The following is a 22465-nucleotide window of genomic DNA, read 5'->3' on the forward strand; positions in this document are numbered from 1 at the left end:
TGACAATCCGAAGTATGTTCACTCCACTACTTCGATCAGTCTTCAGCCTGCATTGTTCCTTGAGCAAGGGAAATCTACCTCGAAATCAAGGTGAAGGTTATCACCGAAAATAGCGTCAGCAAAGCAAAATCATGACCGACCGTCGTCTGACCAAGGTATGAACATCCCGCGCCGGCGTCCATCAACCCGGTTATCCGCCTGTTCGATCGCCTGATTGTCCATTTGACCGTCTGCTTGATTGTCACCCACCGAACAGCGGATCACGTAATCAGTGCGGTCATCATCGGTCGTCGTCGTTTCGAGTGTTACCGGTTGTTGCATCTCTCTGGCGAGTCCGACTGCGATAAACGATGCGACCGGATGGTCGAACCGCTTGACTCCACCATATCGACTTCCACTGATACCAATGGTGACCTGCTCTCCATCGATATCAACTTCTGGGGTCGCATTTTCGACGAGTTCGAACCCCTCGACGAGGGCGTCAGCGAGTTGGGCGGCCAGCTCGGGGAGTTCCGATGCTGGATCATCGACCATCGATTCGAACTCATCGAACAGTCCGGCGCCCGTTGGCGGAAGGGTGATTCCGCGCTGGCGCTCGTCGGCCGTCACGACGAACATTGATTTCAACTGGTTCGAATCAGGGAGTCCATACTCGCGGTGATGGGGGACGAACAACCGAATGCCGCCATCGATGCCACCGTTACCATCGGACTCCTCTGGCCGTTTTTCAGTCGGGAGGTATAGTCGGTGCTCCGAGAGACCGAGCGAGTCGATGAGTTCCGCACCCGTTTTTGCGTGCGCGGCATAGGTTCGCTCGCCGACTGCTGCGGAAACGAATTGCTCGGGTGTGAGGAAGTATGTGAGCACGGCGATGAACAAGCCCGTTCCTGCGAGCGCGAACAGGACGGACTGTGACGACGGGAACAGTATCCCACCGAGCCCAGCGAGCGTTCCGAGTCCAGCCATTCCGAGAGCGGTTCGCCGATGACTTGCTTGCCGGGCGCGGCGATATTCGTCCCGCAGTCGCTGATTTTCTTCGGTGAGCAGTTCGACCTGCGCGGCGAGTTCCTCTGCCGAAATCGTCTCCGCCTGCTGGTCGGAATCCTCTTCCACGGTCGATGTAGGGGGGCTGTTACTCATGTGTATCCTTGACGAGTCCGAGCGCGACGCGCTCGTAGCGATGCATGCCGTATGCGACGACAGCGACGGCGGTCAGGGCGACGCCGATCGTCAGCCAGTACTCTCCGCTCCAGCGGTGACTGCCGAGCACGCCGACGCCGAATCCGACGGCGACGAGGCTCGTCACGAGAACCCGCCAGCGCGGTCGGTCTGCCCTGAGCAGGGGCCCGACGAGCACGGCGAGAAGTCCGAGCTCTAACGGAATGAGATACACCGCGCCGACCCCGTCGGCGAACAGAGCTACGACCAGTATCTGTCCGAACGCGGCGGTGTACAGCGTCGGAAGCGCGTACCACGCGGCGAAGAGGACGCCCCCAGCGACGAATCCGGGACCCCCCGTCGCGATGGTACAGATGAACGCGACAAGGAGCGCACCGGCTCCGTCGAGCCACGTTTGTCCGAGCCATGCTTGTTCGGTTTCCGTCATCGTCTATCGCTCCCTCGCTCGTTTCGTTTGGCGCGTCCCGGCTAGAATCGCTTCGATGCGGTCTGCTGGCCCGACCTCGAACGCGGAGACGCCGTCGATTCGCATCAACGTCCGACGGAACTCTTCGAAATCTACATAACGCTCGTACGCCGACTCCACGTTCCGCAAGCCGCCTCGTTCGAACAACACGGACGGTGCGAGAAACACGAGGACGTGATCGGACTGCCGTTTCGCCACTCGCACCGCTTCCCGAACTTCCGTCCGATGCGTATCGTCGGTGAGAAGGGCGGTGACGGCCGACCCACGGACACCGGAAAGGTACGTTCGAACGGTGTTGTACAGCTGGTCGTCTTCGATGTGCTGTCTGTACCCCGCTGCGTCCCTGAAATAAGGACGGAGCGTCGTTCCGAACGACGACCCGTCCGCGCGAAGTCGGGCCATCGATTCACGGGCCTCGCTGGGTGTTCGCCGATGTCGCGGCCGTGGGGTGGCTTCCGGCGACGAGGTCGGGGCGAGGTCGTGAAGTCGCGTCTCGACTCGGGTGTAGTGGCGCATGTTCGCATCCGACTGAAGATGTGTCGTTACCCCTTTGTCGCCGACGCAGTACAGCGCGAGCGGTTCCGTGTTCGACCGGGCGTGGTCGGTGTACGCCAGCGCAACCTGTCGGATGTAATCGAGTTTCTGCTCGCCCGGCCGACCCGTGGCGAGCGACGATCGATGGTCGAGAACGAGAATCGTAGACAGGTCGGTTTCGGCGTCGAACTCGCGAACGTGCGGGCTTCCGGTTCGCGCCGTGGCTTTCCAGTCAATCTGGCGCGCCGTGTCTCCCGGAACGTACTCACGAATGTCGGCAAGGTCGAGACCGACTCCGCGATAGCCGGTTTTGTGTTCCCCGAACGCCATTGGGAGTCGGTCGCCGCCCGCGCCGACGTGGAGTTTTCTCGGCCGACGCGGTACGACCGTGACGGTCGCGTTCGGGCCGTGTGGAACCGTCGAACGAAAGAATCCGACAGGGCCGATGAGCGTCACCTGTGGATTGCCGAGTTCGAAGCGCCCCGCTACCGACCAGCGAAGCGAAAACGTTGCAGTTGCCGCACGGGAACCCCTCGAACACTCGACTCGGTGGTCGCCGTCGCCGACGGTCGCCGACACCGGCGGTTGTGCCTCGATGGTCATTTCGACCGGCGCAGGGTCGGAAAGAGTGGCCCGGACGACGACGCGCACCGATTCGTCGGTGGCCACGCGGTCGTGTGAGACCGTTTGTGTGAGGGTGAGGTCGTCGGTCGTTTCCAACACCGCGCGCAAAAATCGATACTGCTGAACGAGCAGGAACGCACCGATTCCGGCACCCCCAGCGAGCAGGAGTGGCCGGTCGAGCAGCCACGCGCCGCCCGCAAGTAAACTGGCGAGGGCGACTCCAGCCCAGTATCGGTGCGTCACCTCCATGTACCAAATAACCTGCCCCCTCCCAATTTAATGTATTTGTTTGGATGCAATGGTAATTCATTACGTCGGGGGCGTCGGCAGTACGTGACGAGAATCTTTTTCTTCCAGTCAGGCGTAGTTACGACGATGTTCAGGCATGTTCTCGGGGCCATCGGCATCGTCGATCTTCTCGTACCCGAACGGTTCATCGAATCCGCTGAGCGAGTCGCACTCAAAAACCCGGACGAATGCAAGCGGAAATCGTGGGTTGTTCCGTTCGCGCGGCTTGAAGGTGTCGGCTACCTCGTTCTCGCGTGGCGTGCCGGTCGCGCCTACTCGGCATTCAAGAAAACGCTCGGCGTAATCGGGCTGTTCATCGTGCTTTACCCGAGACGATTTATCGATTCCATGACCGCGATCGGGTACGAGGATTCCTGTGAGTGGCAGTCGTGGGTGTATCCACTCTGCCGTGCCGTTGGCTTCATTTACGTCCTTCTCGCCCTTGACGAACTCAGGAAGGACTGACCGTCGGTGCGTGAACGTTCACACCCGAATTGAACCGCGACTCGGACGAAACCCCGCTCAAAACTGTAGCTTTATTTTCACTCGATTCATCGTTCCGACGGTGAACGACGACTGATGACGGACGCGATTTCGGCGTGGACGATTCGACGCTATCGACCGGGTGACAAAAACGCAGTCTGGTCGGTGCACGACCGCTCGCTTCGTGACTCCGCGATGGAGTACTCACCCGAATACAATCGCTATCTTCGACGTCTCGACTCCACCTTCCTCGACCGGGACGGGGAGTTTCTCGTCGTGACCGTGGACTCCGCGGAATCGCTCAACGACAGCGAGTTCTCGCGCACGAACGATATCGTCGCCATCGGCGGTTTCCAACCGGTTACCGTTTCAAACGACCCCCGTGCTGCCATTCGGCAGGTACTCGAACGGGACGAATCGACCGCCCACATTCGCAGCGTCGCGGTGCTCCCTGCCGCCCAGTCGTGTGGGGTCGGCACCGCGCTGATGGACGAGTTGGAGCGCCGCGCGGTCAAGAACGGCTTTTCGCACGTTGTGCTGTCGACGATGACCGAATTGGAGCGGTCACAGCGATTCTACGACGCGAGGGGCTACGACGTGGTTTCGATGGACGATGACGAGACAGCAGGCCACATTTGGTACCGGAAATCACTTGACCTAGAATCCTTCGATTGAAACAGTACGTCACCAGCTATCTGCCGATGGCCGGACGCGTTTGCATACGATCGGTTTCTGCCAGCTCATCGTCCTTCGTGACAGGGTGCTTAATTTCAGGACACTGCTCCCAGCCCAAATCAGATCTGGAGTCAAATGTCAGAATCAATTGGGATTGAAGCAGTAGATAGTCGACTGTGATCTCGGAAATGACGGCTGGAGAGGGCGATAGATCGGGGAAATCGGAATGCGCTCGGAAATAATTCGAACCGAAATTGTAAGATTTCCACAGGTATATTTCTGCAATTTCATATGATATTTAATATACGAATATAGAATCACTAATGAGGTATTTCTTTATATCATTGTGTGGTATCCAAGTTAACCGGCGATACGACCCACGATGACAGAAGGGGGAGTGAACGCATCGTCGGACGTGCAAAACAGTTGCATAATTAAAATTATCGAAAAATGACAAGAAATCTAACTGGAAAGACGTGCGTCGTCACTGGTGCTTCACGAGGAATCGGTGCGGAAATCGCAAAAAATCTCGGCCGCCACGGCGCGAACGTCGTTGTTAACTATCGATCCTCCGAAGGGGAAGCGCTCGACGTTGCCGAAACGATCGAATCCGAGGGGAACAGTGCAATCACGGTGCAGGCAGACGTAACCGACGGGATCGAAGTCGATGAAATGTCGGAGACCGTTCACGAGGCATTTGGCCCCGCCGATGTTCTCGTGAACAACGCCGGCGTCACCGTCGACCGCACGTTCAAGAACATGACGCGTGAGGACTGGGATCGCGTCATGGACGTGAATCTTGGGGGAGTGTTCAACTGTACGAAAGCCTTCTACGACGACCTCAAGGATGCACCGGAAGGACGTCTCATCAACATCTCCAGCGTCGTCGGACAACAAGGAAACTACGGACAGGCAAACTACGCAACCACGAAAAGTGGGCTGTTCGGCTTTACGCGAACGCTTGCCCTCGAACTGGCGAATTCGGGATCGACGGTCAACTGTGTGGCACCGGGATTCACACAAACCGATATGCTTGCGGATGTCGATGAAGAAGTCCAAGGCAAAATCCGCAGTCGTATTCCACTCGACAGATTCGCCGAAGTCGACGATATCTCCGGTGTCGTTCAGTTCCTGGCGAGCGAGGAGTCGTCGTACATGACCGGACAAATCCTCGGCATCAACGGCGGAATGGAATGGTAAGTGTGAAATAAAATACGCTATTTTCGGGCGCTGAGGTGGGCGTGCCGGTGACGACTTGTTTGGATATGCCACGATCACTCCAGCGGCTGCCCTCTCCTCTAGCCATTTCAAATTCAACCAATATTTGAAGTGAGTGTGGGGTGATACTGTAGATATCGATGTACGAACGCATTCTCGTGCCGACAGATGGGAGCAAGGGAGCAACCCGAGGCGTAAACCACGCGCTCAACCTGGCTGAACAATACGGAGCGGCGTTTCACACGATGTACGTCGTGGATGAAGATATCTACGGAGAGACACCTGCAATGAGTAGTGAGGAACTGTTTATTGAGCAAATTCAAACGAACGGTGAGGAGTTGCTCGAACAGGTCGTTTCGAAAGCCGGTACGCGGGGGATCGAAACGACGACTGAATGCATTAGAGGAACTCCTCACAAGGAAATCGTCAGCTACGCTGAAGCGAACAATATCGACCTCATCGTGATGGGAAAACACGGTCTCACCGGCAATGGGAAGCCACACTTCGGAAGCACAACGGGACGGGTACTTCGATTCTCGGATATCCCGGTTCTCTCGGTGTAAATCGCCGGTGCGGATGATTTCAATCGACCCCCGACTCGCAAGCGGTTCAGTGGGATGATGCCAACTGCGCCGCCTGGTCGATCCATTCCTGAACGACCGTTTCCGAACGCTCGGTTTCTTCAGCAAGACGGTTTGCATCCGCAGCAGCGAGTGTGGACAGGCTATCAATACCGGCCGCTCGCAGTTGTGCCGCATACGCCGAGCCGATCCCTGCAACGTCTTCGAGATTTCCGTCGGTTTCCGACCGTTCGACGTACCAATCACAGACGCGGGGCCAGAGTTTCGCGTGCGAGCTAGATGAGACGGACAGGCCGATGTGTCCCGTCGGGAACTCGAATACGTCGGTGTCGTTACTGCCGATGACATCGTTGAACGGTTTGCTTGCCTCCGGCGGAATCAGATGGTCGTACTCCCCGACGATTTGAAGGACTGGCATATCGATATCGCTCAATTCGATATGCTCGCCGTTCAAATACAGTTCGTTGTTCATCAACTTGTCATCTTGGTAGAGATCCTCGATGAACTGTCGGTACGTCTCCCCGGCAACGTCGATTCCGTCGCCGATCCATTTTTCCATTCGAGCGAAGTTCTCGACCATTTCGTCGTCCTCGATGTTGTCGAACAACCGGACGTACTTCGTGACGAAGTTGTCGACGGGATCCATGAGTGCGAACCCGACATCGAGAAATTCGGATGGGACGTTGCCGACCGTTTCCGTCAGCGCGCTGGGTGAATAGTACTCATCGTCTCCCCACAGTTCGAGGACACCGCCGTCCCCGTCGAACGACAGCCCAGCGGCCATCAGTCCGAGGTTTTTCACTTTTTTCGGATGGAGGGACGCGTACATCGCGCTCATCGTCCCGCCCATGCAGTAGCCGAGAACGTTGATCGATTCCTCGCCGGAACGCTCGCGGACGACATCGACGCAGTTGTCGATATATCGCTCGACGTAATCGTAGAGCGTGAGGTGGGTGTCGAGCCGCGATGGCTCGCCCCAGTCGATCATATAGACGTCGAAACCCTGGTCGAGCAGCGTTTTGACCACGCTGCGATCCGGTTGTAGATCTAAAATATACGGCCGGTTAATTAGCGCGTAGACGATGAGGATGGGCACGTCGTGCTGTTCGTCCGTCGTCGGTTCGTAATGATTGAGGCTGAGTTTGTTTTCGGAGTACACCTCTTCACACGGGGTTTGGCCGACTTCGACGTTCGCCATCCGGTCGGTTTGTTCGGGAAGTGCAGCACTTTTTTCCATCATCTCCGCTGCGTTTTCCCACTGTTGGCGCTGCATGTCGGCGATGAGCGTAAACGGATTCATTCGCCCTCAATTGTGTCGAGGATTTGGTCTAGCTTCCGTTCGATATCGTGCTGTCGGCGCTCCACTTCGAGCAACCGCTTGCCGACCTCCTGTATGTCGTTCTCCGTCGGGAGACCGAAGGCGCTGAGTGTCTGTTCGGTCGCTTCATCGACGGTTTGTTTGTAGGTCATCGAGTTTTCGACGGAGTCGGCGGTCATCGAGGCGAACTCCGACGTGGTCGTGACTTCTTTGAACGCATCGTTTGCCGCCTTCAGCCAAATATCTCGAAACTCTTCGACGGGGACGTCTTCACCTTCGAGTGCGTCGTTTATTCGCTCGAACTGTTTTTGTGCGGCGTCCATCCAGGCGTTGTACACACCGACGTATCCTTCCATGCCGTCCGCAGCCGTTTCGTCCGTTTCGGAGGTGTCGAACGCCGACATCCACGAATCGACGAAGGCCGTCTGTGCTTCGACGTTCCGTTCGAGCGAGTTGATGAACGCGTCGTTCATCTCTCCCATATACTCGTTCCAGTTCTGTGCGGCGTTCTCCGATGGATTTGTGTCCGTCATGGATGGTATTGTCGTGGTGGAATGACAAAAAAGTTCGTCGTAAACTACTCGGTCTCGAACTCGGTCGCATCGACCGCGGCTTCGGATTGTTCTTCGAACTGCTCGTTCGCTTCGAGTGCCATTCCGACGGATTCATCGACAAACGAACGGTAGCTTTCGGTCACGTCCTCGGACACGTCGATGCCGTTCTCGACGTTGCGTTCGATCGACTTCCACACTTGGTCGTGAACGTGGGTTAGTGCATCGAACTGGTCGTCTATCGCGTCGTGCATGTTCGTCACCGTCGACGAATCCGACGGCGTCATCTCATCGACCGCGTCGAGGGACGCCTCGGTGGCTGATTTCCATGCGTCCAAGCCCTTCGTCTGGGTCGATTTTTGGCTTTCCACCGCTTTGACGAAAGAATCGGTCATTTCACTCTGTATTTCGATGGACTGTTCGACCATCTTCTGTCCCTGCTTCATCGAATGACGTTGCATCTCGAACATCGGCGCGAATGGATTGTTATTCATCGTTGCTCTCTGATTGATTTTTCATCGGGATGACGATTGTCTGCACGATATCTCCTTCGTCGATGCCGAGCACCTCCCGCTCGGTATCTGGAATGCTGATTCGGCCGCCACTCTGGACTCGGGATTTGAAAATCGCGGTTTCTCTCCCGATGGACTCGACCTTCGAAAACTCATCGACTTTCGAACCACTACTTCCGGAGACCATCTGCTTCCACATCTCCAACTGTTGCTCCGCCGCGTTCTCACTCGCCTGTTGCATTTGGTCTGCAAACAGTGCGGGTGGCCACATGGTTCGGTCGTCCTGTTTCGTCATCGTCGAACAAGTGTACGAGGTAATACTGTAAATATCTACCGTCGAAATACATTCAATGGTTCTCATTCCCACTGAGCGGTTCGAAACACCCTTACGGCAGCTGATTCGTCGATGCGTTTCACCCAATCCCTCAATCAGCAGGTCGCAAACGCCGAAATTACTATTAATATGGTCTCCCACGTATTCTCTAGTTCGGATACCACTCAATTATGAGCAATAACGAATCCGCGGCCAATCCCGGTCGAACGATTACCAAATCATGGCTGGAGGCCTCCGAGCACGTGCTAAACAGTTTCGTCGAGGCAAACCGGGCCTCACTCGCTGCGTTTGGCTTCCCGACCGGAACGGAGGGTGACGAGGGGGCCCCCAAGCAAGTCCAACAACCCACAGAAACGTGGTCTTTCGAACGATCCGTCGAAAGCCCTGATGATATCAGTCTCGGTGACACCGTCGAGTTTACCAAAACCCTCACTGACGCGGATGTCGGCGCGTTCGCGCGAGCGAGTGGGGATACGAACCCGCTTCATTTGAACGACGAGTTCGCGACGCAAACTCGGTTCGGCGGCCGAATCGTCCACGGAACGCTCGTCTCGGGCCTCATCAGCGCGGCACTGGCGCGACTTCCGGGGCTCACGATCTATCTTTCCCAGGATATCTCATTTAAGAAGCCAGTCGAACCCGGGCAGACACTGACCGCAGTCGTCGAGGTAATCGACGTTCTCGGCGACGACCGATACACGCTCTCGACGGTCGTGTACGATGAAGACGACCAATCGGTGGTCGAAGGCGAATCGACCGTCCTCATCGATAGCCCTCCGGCGGATACGATGGAATCGGAGTGAGCGCACTGTTCTTCGTCAGGCGTCGCTCCGGTAGTGTTGCTGTCGGTGACGTGACTGACTGTGGTCGTTCTAACGGACGACGAAAGGCTAGCAGGGGATAACGATGACGACGTTGCAAACTGGCGATGTGACCATCAACTATACCGAACGCGGGTCGGGACCGCCACTGGTGTTCATCCATGGTGGGTGGTTGAGCGAACGGATGTGGGCGGAGCAAGTCGAACGATTCGAACGCAGCCATCGCGTCATCACGTACGATATTCGGGGTCACGGACGAACTGGAGGGTCACCGAAATCGGCCTATTCGATGGGCCTGTTTGCTGACGACCTCCGGCGACTGCTGACGAACCTCTCCGTCGAACAGCCCGTTCTCTGTGGCCTGTCACTCGGTGGGATGGTCGCACAGAGATATGCAGACCGCTATCCGGACGACGTGTCGGGGGTCGTGCTGGCAAATACGCTACAGTCGTTCCCCCCATTTCCGCTCACGAACCTGCAAAAGGAACTGTTGTTTCCACGGATACCGCGCCACTTCACGTTGTCCGGATTGGGGCCACAGCGGTATTTCGAACTCTCGCTTCCGCTCTTCCGGCTGTTCGAGGGTAATCACTGGATATCGCTCGACCGTGCTACTCGCGAGTACGTCCTCGAAGACGCCGACCGAATCAGTGCCAACGAGTTCGTGAAGATATTCGATGCGATGTACAACTGTGGGTTGCGGGACGATGCTTCCATTTCGTGTCCCGCGCTGGTGATTACGAGCGACCACGAGAATCGAGAAGTCCGCAGACAAAACGACCAAATCGCGGAAAATATTCGACAGTGTTCCCGTATCGAAATCCCGGATGCAGGCCACTTAGTAAACATGGACAATCCAGAGGCGTTCAATGCCGCGGTCGAAGCCTTCATTTCCGACCGACCCCGGTGAAGTCGCCCGATTACGATAGACCCCGAACAGCTATTCGGAGGAGACAGGGCGTGAGGTGACCAAATCGGTTGTTGTTGTCGCTTCCCGTCTATTTGTTCTTGGCACCGACCCCTCTATTCGGCATTATAGCACGCGATACGCCTGTACGCCGTAGACCACGCCGAGGACCCCGAGCAGTACGAACACGGCAGTCAGTGCCGTAACGCCACGATTGAGATAGAATCCGAACCCTTGAACAAGAGACAGAACTCCCACAACCGCAAGAAAATAGAAGTACACCTTCTGTCGTCCACTGATTAAAAACGCACCGCAGATGAGGAGGAGTACGAAAATTGCGGTCAGTAATGGTGTGTCCGTTCCCCACGTACTCACTGAAAAGACGGTTAGCCCCGCTCCGACCAATAGAAGAGTCCAACCGCTGATCCGGTCTCGCAACTCCCTCGTTTTCATACTGGGTGGAACTATTTCACTTAAATAAACTTTATTGGCGTATACTCGTTGTTATCTTCTCTCGTTCCACCGGTGTAGTCCGGATAGAAGTTGGAATGGATTTCGAGCAGTCCTTTCGATTCGGCAGCAACTCACGGTCGAAGTCGTTGCCCCGCCAGTGAATTTTCCGCTGTCAACGGGCAGTTCATCCGCCGCCGAAGCGACACGCACAAACCCTTGCTACAGAGTGGTACTACGTATCTATGACACACCACGACATCGTCATCGTCGGTGGTGGTTGCGTTGGATTGTCGGTCGCGAAGCATCTCGCCGACCGAACCGACCGCAGCGTGGCCGTCCTGGAAAAAGAACATCATCTCGCCGAACACCAGAGCGGCCGTAACTCGGGTGTTCTCCACCCGGGATTCAACTACCCGCCCGGGTCACAAAAGGCCCGATTTGCGACCGAAGGTACCCGACGAATGAAGGCGTACTGCGTCGAGCACGACATTCCCTGTGACGAACTCGGCGTGCTCGTCGTCGCGACGAACGACCGCGAGGAGGCACGCCTCTACGAACTCGCAGACCAGGCGACGGCAAACGGGGTCGAATGGGAAATACTCGACTCGCAGGCCGCTATCCGAGAGCACGAACCCCACGCTGTAGGACAGGCCGCCCTCCATGCACCCGAGGCCGCCTCGGTGGATTCACAGCAGTACGTCTACACGTTGGCACGCGACGTACAAAATGCGGGTGTGTCGCTCTACCTCGGCCACGCCGTCACCGCCGTTCGGCACACGGACTTTGGCTATCGACTGACGACGAGCAACGGAACCTTCGAGGCCGACTATCTCGTGAACGCCGCTGGCCTACACGCTGATACACTGGCCCACGAACTCGGCGTCGGTGAAGAGTATCAGGTCGTCCCATTTCGCGGTGAATACTACGAACTCACGCCCGAGAAGGCTGACCTCTGTCAGTCGATGATCTATCCGACTCCGGATCCCGACCTGCCGTTTCTTGGCGTACATTACACTCGTCGTGCAGATGGAAAGGTCATTGTCGGCCCGAATGCCGTCCTCGCCTTCGGCCGCGAAGCGTACGAAAACACGCAGTTCGACCTGAACGATTTACAAGAGACACTGACATACGAAGGGTTCTGGAAACTGCTTGCCTCGTCGACGATGCTATCGGTCGCGTGGGAGGAACTCAATAAATCCTATCGGAAGGAAAAATTCGTCGAGGCTTCCCAGAAACTGGTTCCCGACGTGCGCGAGTCGGATCTCCACAGTAGCTATGCGGGAATCCGCGCACAACTCGTGAGCGACGACGGCGAACTCGTGAAAGACCCGCTGTTCATCGACACCGACGACGCAGTCCACATTCTGAATGCGGTGTCCCCCGGATTGACGTCGTCACTCCCGTTCGGGGAGCACATCGCAGAGACGCTCGAAACGAAGTACTAACCCGACGAGATGGAGTTGGTGCCCGTTTTCGAAGCGACCCCAGTCGACTGAAACTGACCTCACAATGACTATGCAATGAAATATCATTTATTATACCCTAAGGTATTTGATATCATCCCTCGTTGCAATACAGTCCATGCGCGCCGCTGTCCTAGAAGAGTATCAAGAACCGCTCGCAATCAGAGATGTCGATGCACCCGACCCTGCGGCTGAAGGGGCGGTAATCGAGGTAGAAGCATGTGGAATCTGTCGAAGCGACTGGCACGGTTGGCAGGGGGACTGGGAGTGGCTTGGTCTCAAACCACCAACAGGACAGATACTCGGCCACGAACCCGCGGGAAAGGTCATCGAAGTTGGAGACGAAGTCGAGAATATCAAGGAAGGCGATCGTGTTGCGGTTCCGTTCAACATCGGCGATGGTATCTGTCATCAGTGTCGAACCGGTCACGGGAACACCTGTGAAAACGTGTTGCCGCTGGGGTTCGCCGAACCGGTTCAGGGTGCATTCGCCGAGCAACTCCACGTCCCAACTGCCGATCACAATGCCGTTCGACTGCCTGATGGCGTTTCATCGGTCGATATGGCTGGCTTAGGATGTCGGTTCATGACTTCGTTTCACGCGCTCGCTCACCGTGCGGACATCGAAGCAGGCGATTGGGTCGCCGTCCACGGCTGTGGCGGCGTCGGTCTCTCGGCGATTCATATCGCGGATGCCCTCGGCGCAAACGTCATCGCCGTCGATCTCGTCGACGAGAAACTCCAGAAAGCGACGGAACTCGGCGCAGTCGAGACGATCAACGCGAGTGAAAACGACGTTCCCGGGACGGTCAAAGCGATTGCCGCCGGTGGTGCCGATGTTTCCGTCGATGCACTCGGAATCGAGACGACCTGTCGTAACTCGGTGATGAGTCTCGGCACCCGCGGGCAGCACGTTCAAGTCGGTTTGAGCACGCAGGACGAGGAAGGGATGGTGGCACTCCCGACGGATTTGATGGTAATGCAAGAAATAGAGTTTATCGGCTCGCTCGGTATGCCTCCGACCCGGTATGACGAAATCTTCCGGATGGTCGATACCGGAAAACTCGACCCGAGCGCCGTTGTTTCGGAGACGGTGGCGCTCGACGACGTTTCCGACCGACTCGCGTCGATGAACGATTTCGAGACGATGGGCATCCCCGTCATCGACGAGTTCGCCTAATCCCTCGTCTGTGAGCGGGAATTTGCGTTTCTGTTCACCACGTGGTGTTCGGCGAAATGTTCGCAAACCGTCGTCGAGGAACGCCAACCGACGCGAACCGCTTTCCGGAAGGGATATTGTTTTTACTATCATTAATATGAACAGAACAGCCGACAGACACACCATCTCCGAGAACGTTCTGTACGTCGGGGGAAAAATAGTGCAACGATACGAAACCCGCGTCAGCTCGAACAGAGTAGACCCGAATCGGGGGTGCCCGTAATATGGCTCTCGTGGACACGCTCATCATCCTCATCGTCAGTTTGCTGGTCGGTGGATTCGGCATCTACGTCGGTGCGAGGGTGGCAACCGACCGTCCGAGTGGCTACTCACACGCCATCGTCACAGCCCTCATCGGTTCGATAGTGTGGGGAATCATCAGCTTCTTCGTCGGCTGGATACCCCTCCTTGGGGCGATACTAGCGCTCGTCGCGTGGGTTGGCGTCGTCAACTGGCGGTATCCCGGTGGATGGGGGACGGCGATCGTCATTGGGCTGGTCGCATGGTTCGCGGCCGCAATCGTACTGTACCTCCTCGCGCTGTTGGACATCGTCGCTGCAGGGGCGCTCGGTATTCCGGGGGTCTGAATCGGTTCCGAACCGAAACGCAAACTGGACGAACCGAAGCCGCATGCGACTTCGATTCTATTTTCACCCGTCGGTCAACAGGAAGTTGTATCCCATTTTTCGACGCGGCCAAACAGCACCTGCCACAGTTCGTGAAAAGCAGAGAATCGGTCAGTCCGCGCCCGCCGGAGTCGTCGTTTCCGGGGGCTCGTTGACCGCGTACTGTTTCAGGAACACCGCCGCGATAATGGCGAACCCGACGACGTCGGTCAACAGACCGGGTGCGATTAACACCGCCGCACCGATGACGAGTGCGGCTCGTTCGAGGTAACTCGCGGGCATATACAGGAACCCTTGTGTTCCGGCGGACAGCGCGAGCACGCCGACGATGGCCGTTATCGCGCCGATAGCGATTTGCGTCGTCGAGCCGATGAGCAGGAGTTGTGGCCCGTAGACGAACATATACGGCACGAGGAAACCTGCGGCGGCGAGGTTAAGCGCGGTAAACCCGGTCTTCCACGGGTCGGATTCGGCAATCCCGCTGGCGGTAAACACGGCCAGCATGATCGGGGGTGTAATCGCCGAGATGATGCCGAAGTAGAAGATGAACAGGTGCGCGGCGATCAGTTCGACACCCATATCGACGAGTGCAGGTGCGCCGAGTGCGGCGAGAACGACATAGGCCGCCGTCGTCGGCAGTCCCATCCCGAGAATGATCGACGTGAGCATCGTCAAAAACAGTGCGATGATGAGCGATCCGCCGGAAAGGCTGGTGATGAGCGTGCTGAATTTCAGCCCGAGGCCGGTGAGGGTTACCATGCCGACGACCAGACCGGCAGTCGCACAAGCCGCAGCGACGGTGATGGTCATCCGCATTCCGCGCTCCAAGGCTGCAACGGCCATTTCGAGGGCGTTATGACCGAGGCGGCGAATCGTCGCGCCGTCACCGTTCGTGAGTGCGCGGCCGAACTCCTCGGCCCGGGCACGTGGAATCGCGACCACAATGGTCAGCAGGATGGCGTAGAACGCGGCTTTCATCGCGGAGTTCCCTTGAACGAGCATTATCACGAGGAAGACGAGGGGAATCAGGAAGTGAAACCCGGTTTTGAGTAGGTGCCATGGGTCGGGGAGGTCTTCCGAAGCCATGCCTTCGAGCCCTTCTTTTTTCGCGCGGAAATGGACGGCCGCGCCGATCGAGAGGAAGTAGAGCAACGCCGGAATCGTCGCCGCGGCGATGATGGTCACGTAGGAGATTCCCGTCCACGAGGACATGATGAACGCACCCGCACCCATCACTGGCGGCATGATTTGGCCGCCGCTCGATGCGGCGGATTCGACTGCGGCCGAGTATCTCGATTTGAACCCGGTACGTTTCATCAGCGGAATGGTGAACGCACCCGTGGTCGCAGTGTTGGCGACGGCACTGCCGTTCAGGCTGGCCAAGAAACCGCTCGCCATGACCGACGTTTTCGCGGGACCGCCGGTCGTTCGACCCGTCGCGCCGTAGGCGAGGTCGATGAACCAGTCGCCGATGCCGGTCACTTCGAGAAACGCCCCGAGGATGATGAACACCACGACGAAGGTCGCGCTCACGCCGAGCGGGATACCGAAGATACCCTCGGTCGTGAGATAGGTGTGTGAGATGATGCGCTCGATGGTGTAGCCGCGGTGGATGATCGGTTGTGGCATGCTCCGCCCGTAGTAGGCATAGAGCAGGAACGACGACGCGATTATCGGCAACGCTCGGCCCGTCGCACGACGGGTGATCTCGAGGACGATAAGGATGGTAATCGCCCCGAAAACGAGGTCGCGCGTCAGTGGACTTCCCGAACGATCTGCGAGCGTCCCGAACCGAATGGCGTACGAGATGTACAGAATACTCGGGATGGAAACGACCATCAGTAACCAGTCGTACCACGGCACACCCTCCGTGTCCTTCGCGCGCCCGGGGAACAACAAGAACGCGAGGGTGGCGACGAACGCGAGGTGGAGCGGACGGTTGATAAACGCGCCGGGTGTCCCGAACCCGGCGGTGTACACGTGATAAACGCCAGCGATGACTGCCACGGCGAGTGCGAAATAACGGGCAATGCCGGTTAATTCGCGTGATTTCTTCGTTTCCGATTCGGCGGATTCGTCTGGACTTGTTTCAGTTGCTTTGCTCATACTTGTGTGGTTGCTTTGAAATATGCATATTCGAGATACGACATGCGCTCCGCGGAGAACGTGAGGGTGTCCCATCGCTCTGCGTAGTCGGTCAGCGGTGTTCGTTCGTCACCGATGACGAGCGATTGGTTCGTGTACGTCGCGACACGGAGGGAAAACGAGTCGAAACTTCGTTCCATGTGAAGGACGGTGAAGTTCCCGACACGTTCCTGCTCGCGTTCAGTGTACTCCAACCCAATTGCGAAATACTGGAACTCCTCCCGGATCTGGACGATTTTGCCGTCGCGGATGACGTACACTTCGTGAATGGGTGTCTTATCAAACGAGTGGATGTAATGAATAGCGAACTTCTGGCCGGGGTCGACGCGTTCGACCCCGACGGTCTCGCCAGTTTCGGGATTGTGAATGCGAAGGACGGTCACATCCGTCGTTGCACCTGCACCGGCACCCACGACTAGCACGCAGGCGACGAGAGTGATTGCAGGACGGATTCGCATGAATTCGGTTTAGAGTCCGGCTTCGTCGAAATATTTCTTCGACCCTGGATGGAGGTCGATTGGGGCGGCGCGCGCCGTACCCTCGAACTGGTTTGCGGCCTGATGAACATCGGCCAGACTGTCGAGGTGCTCGAAGACGCTTTTCGTGAGTTTGTACGCGAAGTCGTCGCTCATGCTACTTTTGACGACCATCGTGTTTGTGACGCCGGGAACCTGCACGTCCTCGTCGACGCCCTTGTAGGTGCCTGCGGGAATCGTCCCCTTTGAGTAGTAGTCGAACTTCGACGTGATTTGGTTCAGATCCTTCTTGGGGAACTTGACGAACGCGATGTTTTTCTGGCTGGCAAGGTTCTGAATCGAGGAGGCTGGGTAGGCAACCGACCAGAAACCGGCATCCACCTGTCCGTCCTGAATCGCCGTCGCCGTCTCGCTGAACGAGAGACGCTGAGCGTCGATGTCTTTGTAGCTGATGTCGAAGTAGTTCAGGAGTTCCTTGGCGATAACTTCGGTTCCGGAACCGGGAGCACCGACGGAGATTTTCTTCCCTTTCATGTCCGGGATGGTCTGGATACCGGATCCCTTCGTCGTGACGACTTGGGTGCTGTTCTGATACGCACCGAAAGCGGCCTTCAGGTCGAGGGCCTTGTCGAAGTCGCCTTCCCCGTTGACCGCGAGCAGGACGGCGTTCCCGAGCGCGAGCGCCATGGTCATCTCCCCGTTCGCGACGAGGCGGCAGTTTTCGACGGAGGCACCCGTCGATTCGGCCGTCGCCTCGACGTTTTTCAGGTTCTTGTTCATGATATCCGCCATTCCGCCACCAAGGGGATAGTAGACGCCGCCCGTTCCACCGGTGCCAATGGTTACGAACTGCGTTCCACCGCCACCACCGCCATTGGAACCGTTGGAACCGCCGGATTTCGCAGGTCCGCCCGAACAGCCCGCAATCATCGCTGCCGCTGTTATGCCTGCGCTCGATTTAAGAAAATTGCGTCTGTCGATACCGTGGGTGGGTTTGTCACTAGCCATACTCAAAAACAATAATAGATAACAATAAATGCACCGAATGTGGGATCTATCAAGTTATATGAGTTATTGATTATGAATAGTGGACAAATGTAAAATTTGCCAATAGTTCTCTCATTCCGTATTTTGCTGAATCGAAAAGGCGATTTTCGCCCTCTCCTCAGAGATTCGAGTCGCCGAGGCCACCATCGATGGGGAGTGCCGTTCCATTGATGTATCCTGAGAGCGGCGACGAGAGGAACGCGACCGTGTCGCCGAGTTCCATCGGCTTCCCGATGCGAGTGAGTGGATTTGATTCGCCACGGGCCTTGAGGCCTGCTTCGTAGGAGTCGTACTCGCCGCGGTCAACGCCCTGTTCGATGAGGTCACGAATTCGTCTAGTCTCGTGGGGGCCGGGGAGTACCGCATTGACGCGCACGTCCGGTGCGAGTTCGGTCGAGAGCGTCTTTTCGAGACCGATGACGCTCATCCGCACCGAGTTCGAAAGAACGAGCGACGGAATCGCTTCCTTGACACTTCGTGATGTGATGGTGACGATGGTACCCCCGTCACCGGCGGCGAGGTGGTCTGCGGCCTCGCGAACGAGCCGGACGACGCTCATCACCAGCAGGTCGAACGCCTGATACCACTCCTCGTCGGTCGTCTCGAGAAACGGACCGGAAGGTGGGCCACCGGCAGAGGTGACGAGGTGGTCGAGTCCACCGAACTCGGAAACGGTCGTTTGGACGACTCGCTCGATGTCGTCGGCATCCGTGAGGTCGGCTTGGACGCCGATTACCTCGTTCGTGGCGACTGCACGAACTTCTTCGACGGCCACATCGAGTGATTCTTGGGTTCGGCCGTTCAGCACCACGTTCGCCCCCTCACGGGCGAGCGCTTTTGCGGATGCCTTGCCGAGTCCGCTACTGGATGCGGTCACGAGCGCGGTGTTGCCTTCGATTGCTAAGTCCATCATGTGATAGACATTAGCCCACCTACTTATCGATTGAGAATGAGTGGCGGTTATACTTGCCGGGAAAATTCGTATCGGAACAGTTTAACCCGGATTTTCCAAACCGGTTACTACGACCATGCTAGATTTCGTCACACTGGAAGCGGATCTCGGACAGGAACCCACCGGCAGCGCGACGTTCGAATAACGACTCATGGTTGGAGAAGCACGACAACCGGAAACGGACACCGGTCCGCTCGACGGCGTGACCGTTCTCGATGCCTCCCGTGTCCTCGTCGGCCCATTCTGTACGATGCAGTTGGGTGACCTCGGTGCGGATGTTATCAAGGTCGAACGGCCGGACGGCGGCGACCAGACCCGCGGGTGGCATCCACCGACCTACGGCGAGTCGGAAGAGAGCGCGTACTACCTCAGCGTGAATCGGAACAAACGCTCGATGACGCTCAATCTCGCGAGCGAAGACGGACGTGAACTCTTTCGTGACCTCGCGAGCGAAGCCGATATCGTCGTTTCGAACTTCCGCGTCGGCAAGATGGAAGAGTGGGGACTCGACTACCAAACGCTCCGAAAGGAGAATCCAGGTCTCGTGTACTGTGCCCTCTCGGGGTACGGCGAATGGGGCCCGGACAGAGACCGTCCCGCCTACGACCTCATCATGCAGGCGGAAGGTGGTCTGATGAGTATTACCGGCGAGAAGGACGGTGCACCCGTCCGCGTGGGTGTGGCGATCGCCGATATTGGCGCGGGGATGTACGCCACGCAGGCCATCCTGGCCGCCCTGCTCGAACGCGAACTCGGGGACGGTACGGGACAGAAAATCGATGTCTCACTGCTCGACGGACAGGTCGCGTGGATGAGCTACATGGCGTCGAACTACTTCGCGACGGGTACCCCACCCGGCAGGATGGGGAGTAAACACCCGACGATTGCCCCGTATCAAGCGTTTCCGACTGCAGACGGCTACGTCGTTATCGCGGTTCCCTCGCCGAACCTCTGGCCGAAGTTCTGTACCGCAATCGGTCGCGACGACCTCGTCGATGACGACCGCTTCCACGACAATGCCTCGCGCGTCGAGAACCGCGAGGAACTCGATGCGCTCCTCGAAGCGGAATTCGCGGAGTACACGACGACGGAAATCCTCGACCTGATGGACGACCATGGTGTCCCGGCGACCGCGGTCAAGGACATGGAGGACGTATTCGACAATCCGCAAGTTGCGGCGCGGGGAATGCACCAATCGGTTTCACACCCGACGGCAGGCGACGTCGAGATGGCGGGCAGTCCAATGAATCTATCGAAAACACCCGCGAGCGTCCGCTCCCATCCACCGCTCCTCGGCGAACACACCGAGGAAGTCCTCGCAGAGTACGGATACACGGCGGCCGATATCGACCGACTGGAAGACGGCGATATCATCTAACCGGCATCGGGATCGACTCCGTCCATTTTTCGATATCCTGGGTTCCGAACTACGGTACTGACCATATGACTTTTTGACATGCTTCGCAAAGGTTTCAACATGGAACCTCCTGCAGAGGCTCCCGCTCCCCCGACGACACGTCGCGAGGTCGTTTCCGAGACGGTCCACGGAACCGAGATTTCGGACCCGTATCGCTGGTTGGAGGCCGATGACGAGGCGGTACGGGAATGGGTGGATGCACAGAATCAGTACGCGGACGCTCACTTGGACACACCAACGCGCGAGAAGCTACGACCCACGATGCGGGAACTCACCGGGGTTCCGGATTACGGCCCTATCAAAACCGAAAACGGGCGGTATTTCCAGATGGTCAGAAAATCTGACGACGACCACTCGAAACTCAGCGTCCGGAAATCTCCTGACGCTGATGGTACTGTTCTCGTTGACCCAAACGAGTGGCATGCAAACACTGACGAGGACACGCCACCTCGGTCGCTGAACTGGTTTCTTCCCTCCTACGACGGCGAGCACGTCGCGTACGGCGTCACCGAGGGCGGTGATGAACAGGTCGATATTCACGTCGTGACCGTGCCAGACGCGGAGGAGGTCGCCGTGCTGGAGGACTGCGGACGAGTGTACCTCGGCGTCATCAGCTACGACGCGGTGAGTCCGGGAATGGTCGCATGGGACGCCGACAGCGCGGGATTGTACTACGTCGCCACTGGCAGCGCAGATTCGGGTGCACAGATGGAAAAGGAACTGCGCCACTGGCGGATCGACGGGGACGAACGGACGGTGCTCGAACACGACGACCACCACGTCTGGCCGACGGTCGAAACCGACCCCGAGTCGGGCACCGTCGCAGTCGGCTATCACGACGTTTCCGGTACCGACTGGTACGTCGTTATCGACGACGCGCTCCAGCCAGTTGTTACGGACAGCGACGCCGAGACGTTCGTGACCTTCCACGACGAAACTGCCTTCGTCCTGACCGACCACGATGCGCCGCGGAAACGCCTCCTCGCCTGTCCACTGTCACAGTTTCGGAGCGGTGACCTGGAGGTCGAGGAATGTGAAACGGTGCTTCCCGAACGCGACGCACTCCTGCAGTCGTTCGCCACGACGCCCGACCACATCGTTGCGCAGTATCTGACGGATGCGCACGCGCGACTCGCCGTCCACGACCACGACGGCGACCACGTTCGTGACCTTCCACTGCCCGACTACGCGTCGGTGTCACACCTGCGGAGCGACGGCGATGCCGAAGCGGTGTTCTATCAGGTCGAATCGTTCCACCACCCGCCGACGCTGGTTCGGGCGGACCCAGCCACGGGAGACCACCGCGAACTCGCAACGGTCGATGTCGAGACGCCCGAGGGGCTGGTCGTCGAACAGGCATTCGTCGAGTCCACCGACGGTGCCGAGGTACCCGTCTTCGTCTGCCATCGGGCGGATATCGAGCGGGACGGGGACAATCCGGCCGTGTTGTCGGGATACGGCGGATTCCGCTCCAACCGCCCCCCCAGTTTCGACCGGTTTCGAATCCCGTTTCTCGCCGATGGCGGGGTGTACGCACAGGTGTGCGCCCGCGGCGGACAGGAGTACGGCGAAGCGTGGCACGAAGACGGCATGCTGGCAGACAAACAGCACACCTTCGACGATTTCATCGCGGCCGGGGAATTCCTCTGTGCGGCCGACTATACCAATCCGGACCGATTGGCGGTCGTCGGTCGTTCCAACGGCGGCCTGTCGGTGGGTGCCGTCGTCACCCAACGTCCCGACCTCTGGACTGCGGCGCGGTGTTCGGTGCCGCTGCTCGATATGCTTCGGTTCCACCGATTCCTGCTCGGGGAGTCGTGGACGACCGAGTACGGCCATCCCGACGACTCCGACGCATTCGAGTACATCCGCGAGTACTCGCCGTATCACAACATCGAACGTGGCGTGGACCACCCGGCAGTTCTCTTTACGACCGCCGCCGAGGACACGCGCGTCCATCCCGCTCACGCCCGGAAGATGGCCGCCCGCATGCAACACGAGGCCGGTGGGGGGCCGTTCCTCCTGCAAACGAAGATCGACACGGGCCACGGGAGCGGCAAGACCACCTCGATGCTACTCGGAGAACAGATCGACGAATGGACGTTCCTCTACGACCATCTCGGAATGGGTGAGTGATACGGCCAGCCCTGTTGCAACCTTTCGACTCTGCAAAACC

23 protein-coding genes are annotated in these 22465 nt (G+C 57.9%); 11 read left to right on the top strand and 12 right to left on the bottom strand.

Annotated features, from left to right (window positions below):
- Nucleotides 1-129 precede the first annotated feature (129 nt).
- Genes ACN2TU_RS15535 through ACN2TU_RS15545 form a run of 3 tightly spaced genes read right to left on the bottom strand, consistent with a single transcriptional unit; the run spans nucleotide 130 to nucleotide 3052 of the window.
- Nucleotides 130-1140, bottom strand: a complete 1011-nt coding sequence (locus tag ACN2TU_RS15535) for a DUF7982 domain-containing protein (RefSeq protein WP_435156605.1) — start codon at nucleotides 1138-1140, stop codon at nucleotides 130-132.
- Nucleotides 1133-1606, bottom strand: coding sequence for a DUF8163 family membrane protein (locus tag ACN2TU_RS15540; protein WP_435156606.1), 474 nt, complete (start codon nucleotides 1604-1606; stop codon nucleotides 1133-1135). Before ACN2TU_RS15540 ends, ACN2TU_RS15535 begins: the two co-directional genes overlap by 8 nt.
- A gap of 3 nt (nucleotides 1607-1609) precedes the next feature.
- Entirely contained in the window at nucleotides 1610-3052 is a 1443-nt protein-coding gene (locus ACN2TU_RS15545; RefSeq protein ID WP_435156607.1) for a DUF58 domain-containing protein, read from the bottom strand.
- 126 nt (nucleotides 3053-3178) lie between these two features.
- On the opposite strand from ACN2TU_RS15545, the gene ACN2TU_RS15550 reads away from it, so the two are divergent.
- From ACN2TU_RS15550 to ACN2TU_RS15565, 4 genes are all read left to right on the top strand, one after another.
- Complete coding sequence (locus tag ACN2TU_RS15550; protein WP_435156609.1) at nucleotides 3179-3556, top strand: hypothetical protein; 378 nt, start codon at nucleotides 3179-3181, stop codon at nucleotides 3554-3556.
- 114 nt (nucleotides 3557-3670) lie between these two features.
- Nucleotides 3671-4249: a GNAT family N-acetyltransferase gene (locus tag ACN2TU_RS15555; RefSeq protein WP_435156610.1), complete on the top strand. Its 579-nt coding sequence runs from the start codon at nucleotides 3671-3673 to the stop codon at nucleotides 4247-4249.
- Nucleotides 4250-4699: 450 nt separating this feature from the next.
- Nucleotides 4700-5449 (top strand): beta-ketoacyl-ACP reductase, encoded by a 750-nt coding sequence (locus tag ACN2TU_RS15560; RefSeq protein WP_435156611.1) that lies wholly within the window; start codon nucleotides 4700-4702, stop codon nucleotides 5447-5449.
- Nucleotides 5450-5607: 158 nt separating this feature from the next.
- A complete protein-coding gene (locus ACN2TU_RS15565) occupies nucleotides 5608-6030 on the top strand; it encodes a universal stress protein (protein ID WP_435156612.1) in 423 nt (140 codons plus the stop codon).
- A gap of 46 nt (nucleotides 6031-6076) precedes the next feature.
- Here the strand turns inward: ACN2TU_RS15565 and ACN2TU_RS15570 are convergent, their stop codons facing one another.
- Genes ACN2TU_RS15570 through ACN2TU_RS15585 form a run of 4 tightly spaced genes read right to left on the bottom strand, consistent with a single transcriptional unit; the run spans nucleotide 6077 to nucleotide 8724 of the window.
- A complete protein-coding gene (locus ACN2TU_RS15570; protein ID WP_435156613.1) occupies nucleotides 6077-7348 on the bottom strand; it encodes a PHA/PHB synthase family protein in 1272 nt (423 codons plus the stop codon).
- Nucleotides 7345-7899 carry a poly(R)-hydroxyalkanoic acid synthase subunit PhaE gene (locus tag ACN2TU_RS15575; RefSeq protein WP_435156614.1) on the bottom strand — a complete coding sequence of 185 codons (555 nt, stop codon included), beginning with the start codon at nucleotides 7897-7899 and terminating at the stop codon, nucleotides 7345-7347. Before ACN2TU_RS15575 ends, ACN2TU_RS15570 begins: the two co-directional genes overlap by 4 nt.
- Nucleotides 7900-7943: 44 nt before the next feature.
- Nucleotides 7944-8411, bottom strand: coding sequence for a hypothetical protein (locus ACN2TU_RS15580; protein ID WP_435156616.1), 468 nt, complete (start codon nucleotides 8409-8411; stop codon nucleotides 7944-7946).
- On the bottom strand, nucleotides 8404-8724 hold the full coding sequence (locus tag ACN2TU_RS15585; RefSeq protein ID WP_435156618.1) for an AbrB/MazE/SpoVT family DNA-binding domain-containing protein: 321 nt from the start codon (nucleotides 8722-8724) through the stop codon (nucleotides 8404-8406). The genes ACN2TU_RS15580 and ACN2TU_RS15585 overlap by 8 nt, the downstream gene beginning before the upstream one ends.
- Nucleotides 8725-8933: 209 nt before the next feature.
- Here ACN2TU_RS15585 and ACN2TU_RS15590 point away from each other — a divergent pair, with 209 nt between their 5' ends.
- Complete coding sequence (locus ACN2TU_RS15590) at nucleotides 8934-9566, top strand: MaoC family dehydratase (RefSeq protein ID WP_435156619.1); 633 nt, start codon at nucleotides 8934-8936, stop codon at nucleotides 9564-9566.
- A gap of 103 nt (nucleotides 9567-9669) precedes the next feature.
- A complete protein-coding gene (locus ACN2TU_RS15595) occupies nucleotides 9670-10494 on the top strand; it encodes an alpha/beta fold hydrolase (protein WP_435156620.1) in 825 nt (274 codons plus the stop codon).
- A 123-nt stretch (nucleotides 10495-10617) separates the two neighbouring features.
- Here the strand turns inward: ACN2TU_RS15595 and ACN2TU_RS15600 are convergent, their stop codons facing one another.
- Nucleotides 10618-10944, bottom strand: coding sequence for a hypothetical protein (locus ACN2TU_RS15600; protein WP_435156622.1), 327 nt, complete (start codon nucleotides 10942-10944; stop codon nucleotides 10618-10620).
- 242 nt (nucleotides 10945-11186) lie between these two features.
- Here ACN2TU_RS15600 and lhgO point away from each other — a divergent pair, with 242 nt between their 5' ends.
- The 3 genes from lhgO to ACN2TU_RS15615 all read left to right on the top strand — a co-directional run bounded on the left by lhgO (nucleotide 11187) and on the right by ACN2TU_RS15615 (nucleotide 14213).
- Nucleotides 11187-12389, top strand: a complete 1203-nt coding sequence (lhgO, locus tag ACN2TU_RS15605) for an L-2-hydroxyglutarate oxidase (RefSeq protein ID WP_435156624.1) — start codon at nucleotides 11187-11189, stop codon at nucleotides 12387-12389.
- Nucleotides 12390-12525: 136 nt separating this feature from the next.
- Nucleotides 12526-13587: a zinc-dependent alcohol dehydrogenase family protein gene (locus ACN2TU_RS15610; RefSeq protein ID WP_435156625.1), complete on the top strand. Its 1062-nt coding sequence runs from the start codon at nucleotides 12526-12528 to the stop codon at nucleotides 13585-13587.
- Nucleotides 13588-13850: 263 nt separating this feature from the next.
- Complete coding sequence (locus ACN2TU_RS15615) at nucleotides 13851-14213, top strand: hypothetical protein (RefSeq protein ID WP_435156626.1); 363 nt, start codon at nucleotides 13851-13853, stop codon at nucleotides 14211-14213.
- Between the two features lie 150 nt (nucleotides 14214-14363).
- On the opposite strand, the gene ACN2TU_RS15620 is transcribed toward ACN2TU_RS15615, so the two are convergent.
- The 4 genes from ACN2TU_RS15620 to ACN2TU_RS15635 form a co-directional block, all read right to left on the bottom strand.
- A complete protein-coding gene (locus tag ACN2TU_RS15620) occupies nucleotides 14364-16358 on the bottom strand; it encodes a TRAP transporter permease (protein ID WP_435156628.1) in 1995 nt (664 codons plus the stop codon).
- Nucleotides 16355-16855 (bottom strand): DUF1850 domain-containing protein, encoded by a 501-nt coding sequence (locus tag ACN2TU_RS15625; protein ID WP_435156630.1) that lies wholly within the window; start codon nucleotides 16853-16855, stop codon nucleotides 16355-16357. Before ACN2TU_RS15625 ends, ACN2TU_RS15620 begins: the two co-directional genes overlap by 4 nt.
- Nucleotides 16856-16864: 9 nt before the next feature.
- Nucleotides 16865-17881: a TAXI family TRAP transporter solute-binding subunit gene (locus ACN2TU_RS15630; protein WP_435156632.1), complete on the bottom strand. Its 1017-nt coding sequence runs from the start codon at nucleotides 17879-17881 to the stop codon at nucleotides 16865-16867.
- Nucleotides 17882-18038: 157 nt separating this feature from the next.
- Nucleotides 18039-18830 carry an SDR family oxidoreductase gene (locus ACN2TU_RS15635; RefSeq protein WP_435157049.1) on the bottom strand — a complete coding sequence of 264 codons (792 nt, stop codon included), beginning with the start codon at nucleotides 18828-18830 and terminating at the stop codon, nucleotides 18039-18041.
- Nucleotides 18831-19023: 193 nt separating this feature from the next.
- Between ACN2TU_RS15635 and ACN2TU_RS15640 the strand changes: the two genes are divergently transcribed.
- Both ACN2TU_RS15640 and ACN2TU_RS15645 read left to right on the top strand, forming a co-directional pair.
- Entirely contained in the window at nucleotides 19024-20250 is a 1227-nt protein-coding gene (locus ACN2TU_RS15640; RefSeq protein WP_435156634.1) for a CaiB/BaiF CoA transferase family protein, read from the top strand.
- 99 nt (nucleotides 20251-20349) lie between these two features.
- Nucleotides 20350-22425, top strand: coding sequence for a prolyl oligopeptidase family serine peptidase (locus ACN2TU_RS15645; protein ID WP_435156635.1), 2076 nt, complete (start codon nucleotides 20350-20352; stop codon nucleotides 22423-22425).
- Nucleotides 22426-22465 lie beyond the last annotated feature (40 nt).

Source organism: Haladaptatus marinus, assembly GCF_051194195.1.

Bases quoted from the DNA above. Each gene is read 5' to 3' on its own strand.
- ACN2TU_RS15575 (WP_435156614.1), bottom strand. From the start codon at position 7,899: ATGACGGACACAAATCCATCGGAGAACGCCGCACAGAACTGGAACGAG.
- ACN2TU_RS15540 (WP_435156606.1), bottom strand. From the start codon at position 1,606: ATGACGGAAACCGAACAAGCATGGCTCGGACAAACGTGGCTCGACGGA.
- ACN2TU_RS15580 (WP_435156616.1), bottom strand. From the start codon at position 8,411: ATGAATAACAATCCATTCGCGCCGATGTTCGAGATGCAACGTCATTCG.
- ACN2TU_RS15600 (WP_435156622.1), bottom strand. From the start codon at position 10,944: ATGAAAACGAGGGAGTTGCGAGACCGGATCAGCGGTTGGACTCTTCTA.
- ACN2TU_RS15545 (WP_435156607.1), bottom strand. From the start codon at position 3,052: ATGGAGGTGACGCACCGATACTGGGCTGGAGTCGCCCTCGCCAGTTTA.
- ACN2TU_RS15640 (WP_435156634.1), top strand. From the start codon at position 19,024: ATGGTTGGAGAAGCACGACAACCGGAAACGGACACCGGTCCGCTCGAC.
- ACN2TU_RS15535 (WP_435156605.1), bottom strand. From the start codon at position 1,140: ATGAGTAACAGCCCCCCTACATCGACCGTGGAAGAGGATTCCGACCAG.
- ACN2TU_RS15585 (WP_435156618.1), bottom strand. From the start codon at position 8,724: ATGACGAAACAGGACGACCGAACCATGTGGCCACCCGCACTGTTTGCA.
- ACN2TU_RS15595 (WP_435156620.1), top strand. From the start codon at position 9,670: ATGACGACGTTGCAAACTGGCGATGTGACCATCAACTATACCGAACGC.
- ACN2TU_RS15610 (WP_435156625.1), top strand. From the start codon at position 12,526: ATGCGCGCCGCTGTCCTAGAAGAGTATCAAGAACCGCTCGCAATCAGA.
- ACN2TU_RS15615 (WP_435156626.1), top strand. From the start codon at position 13,851: ATGGCTCTCGTGGACACGCTCATCATCCTCATCGTCAGTTTGCTGGTC.
- lhgO (WP_435156624.1), top strand. From the start codon at position 11,187: ATGACACACCACGACATCGTCATCGTCGGTGGTGGTTGCGTTGGATTG.
- ACN2TU_RS15630 (WP_435156632.1), bottom strand. From the start codon at position 17,881: ATGGCTAGTGACAAACCCACCCACGGTATCGACAGACGCAATTTTCTT.
- ACN2TU_RS15570 (WP_435156613.1), bottom strand. From the start codon at position 7,348: ATGAATCCGTTTACGCTCATCGCCGACATGCAGCGCCAACAGTGGGAA.
- ACN2TU_RS15635 (WP_435157049.1), bottom strand. From the start codon at position 18,830: ATGGACTTAGCAATCGAAGGCAACACCGCGCTCGTGACCGCATCCAGT.
- ACN2TU_RS15550 (WP_435156609.1), top strand. From the start codon at position 3,179: ATGTTCAGGCATGTTCTCGGGGCCATCGGCATCGTCGATCTTCTCGTA.
- ACN2TU_RS15590 (WP_435156619.1), top strand. From the start codon at position 8,934: ATGAGCAATAACGAATCCGCGGCCAATCCCGGTCGAACGATTACCAAA.
- ACN2TU_RS15565 (WP_435156612.1), top strand. From the start codon at position 5,608: ATGTACGAACGCATTCTCGTGCCGACAGATGGGAGCAAGGGAGCAACC.
- ACN2TU_RS15560 (WP_435156611.1), top strand. From the start codon at position 4,700: ATGACAAGAAATCTAACTGGAAAGACGTGCGTCGTCACTGGTGCTTCA.
- ACN2TU_RS15555 (WP_435156610.1), top strand. From the start codon at position 3,671: ATGACGGACGCGATTTCGGCGTGGACGATTCGACGCTATCGACCGGGT.
- ACN2TU_RS15645 (WP_435156635.1), top strand. From the start codon at position 20,350: ATGGAACCTCCTGCAGAGGCTCCCGCTCCCCCGACGACACGTCGCGAG.
- ACN2TU_RS15620 (WP_435156628.1), bottom strand. From the start codon at position 16,358: ATGAGCAAAGCAACTGAAACAAGTCCAGACGAATCCGCCGAATCGGAA.
- ACN2TU_RS15625 (WP_435156630.1), bottom strand. From the start codon at position 16,855: ATGCGAATCCGTCCTGCAATCACTCTCGTCGCCTGCGTGCTAGTCGTG.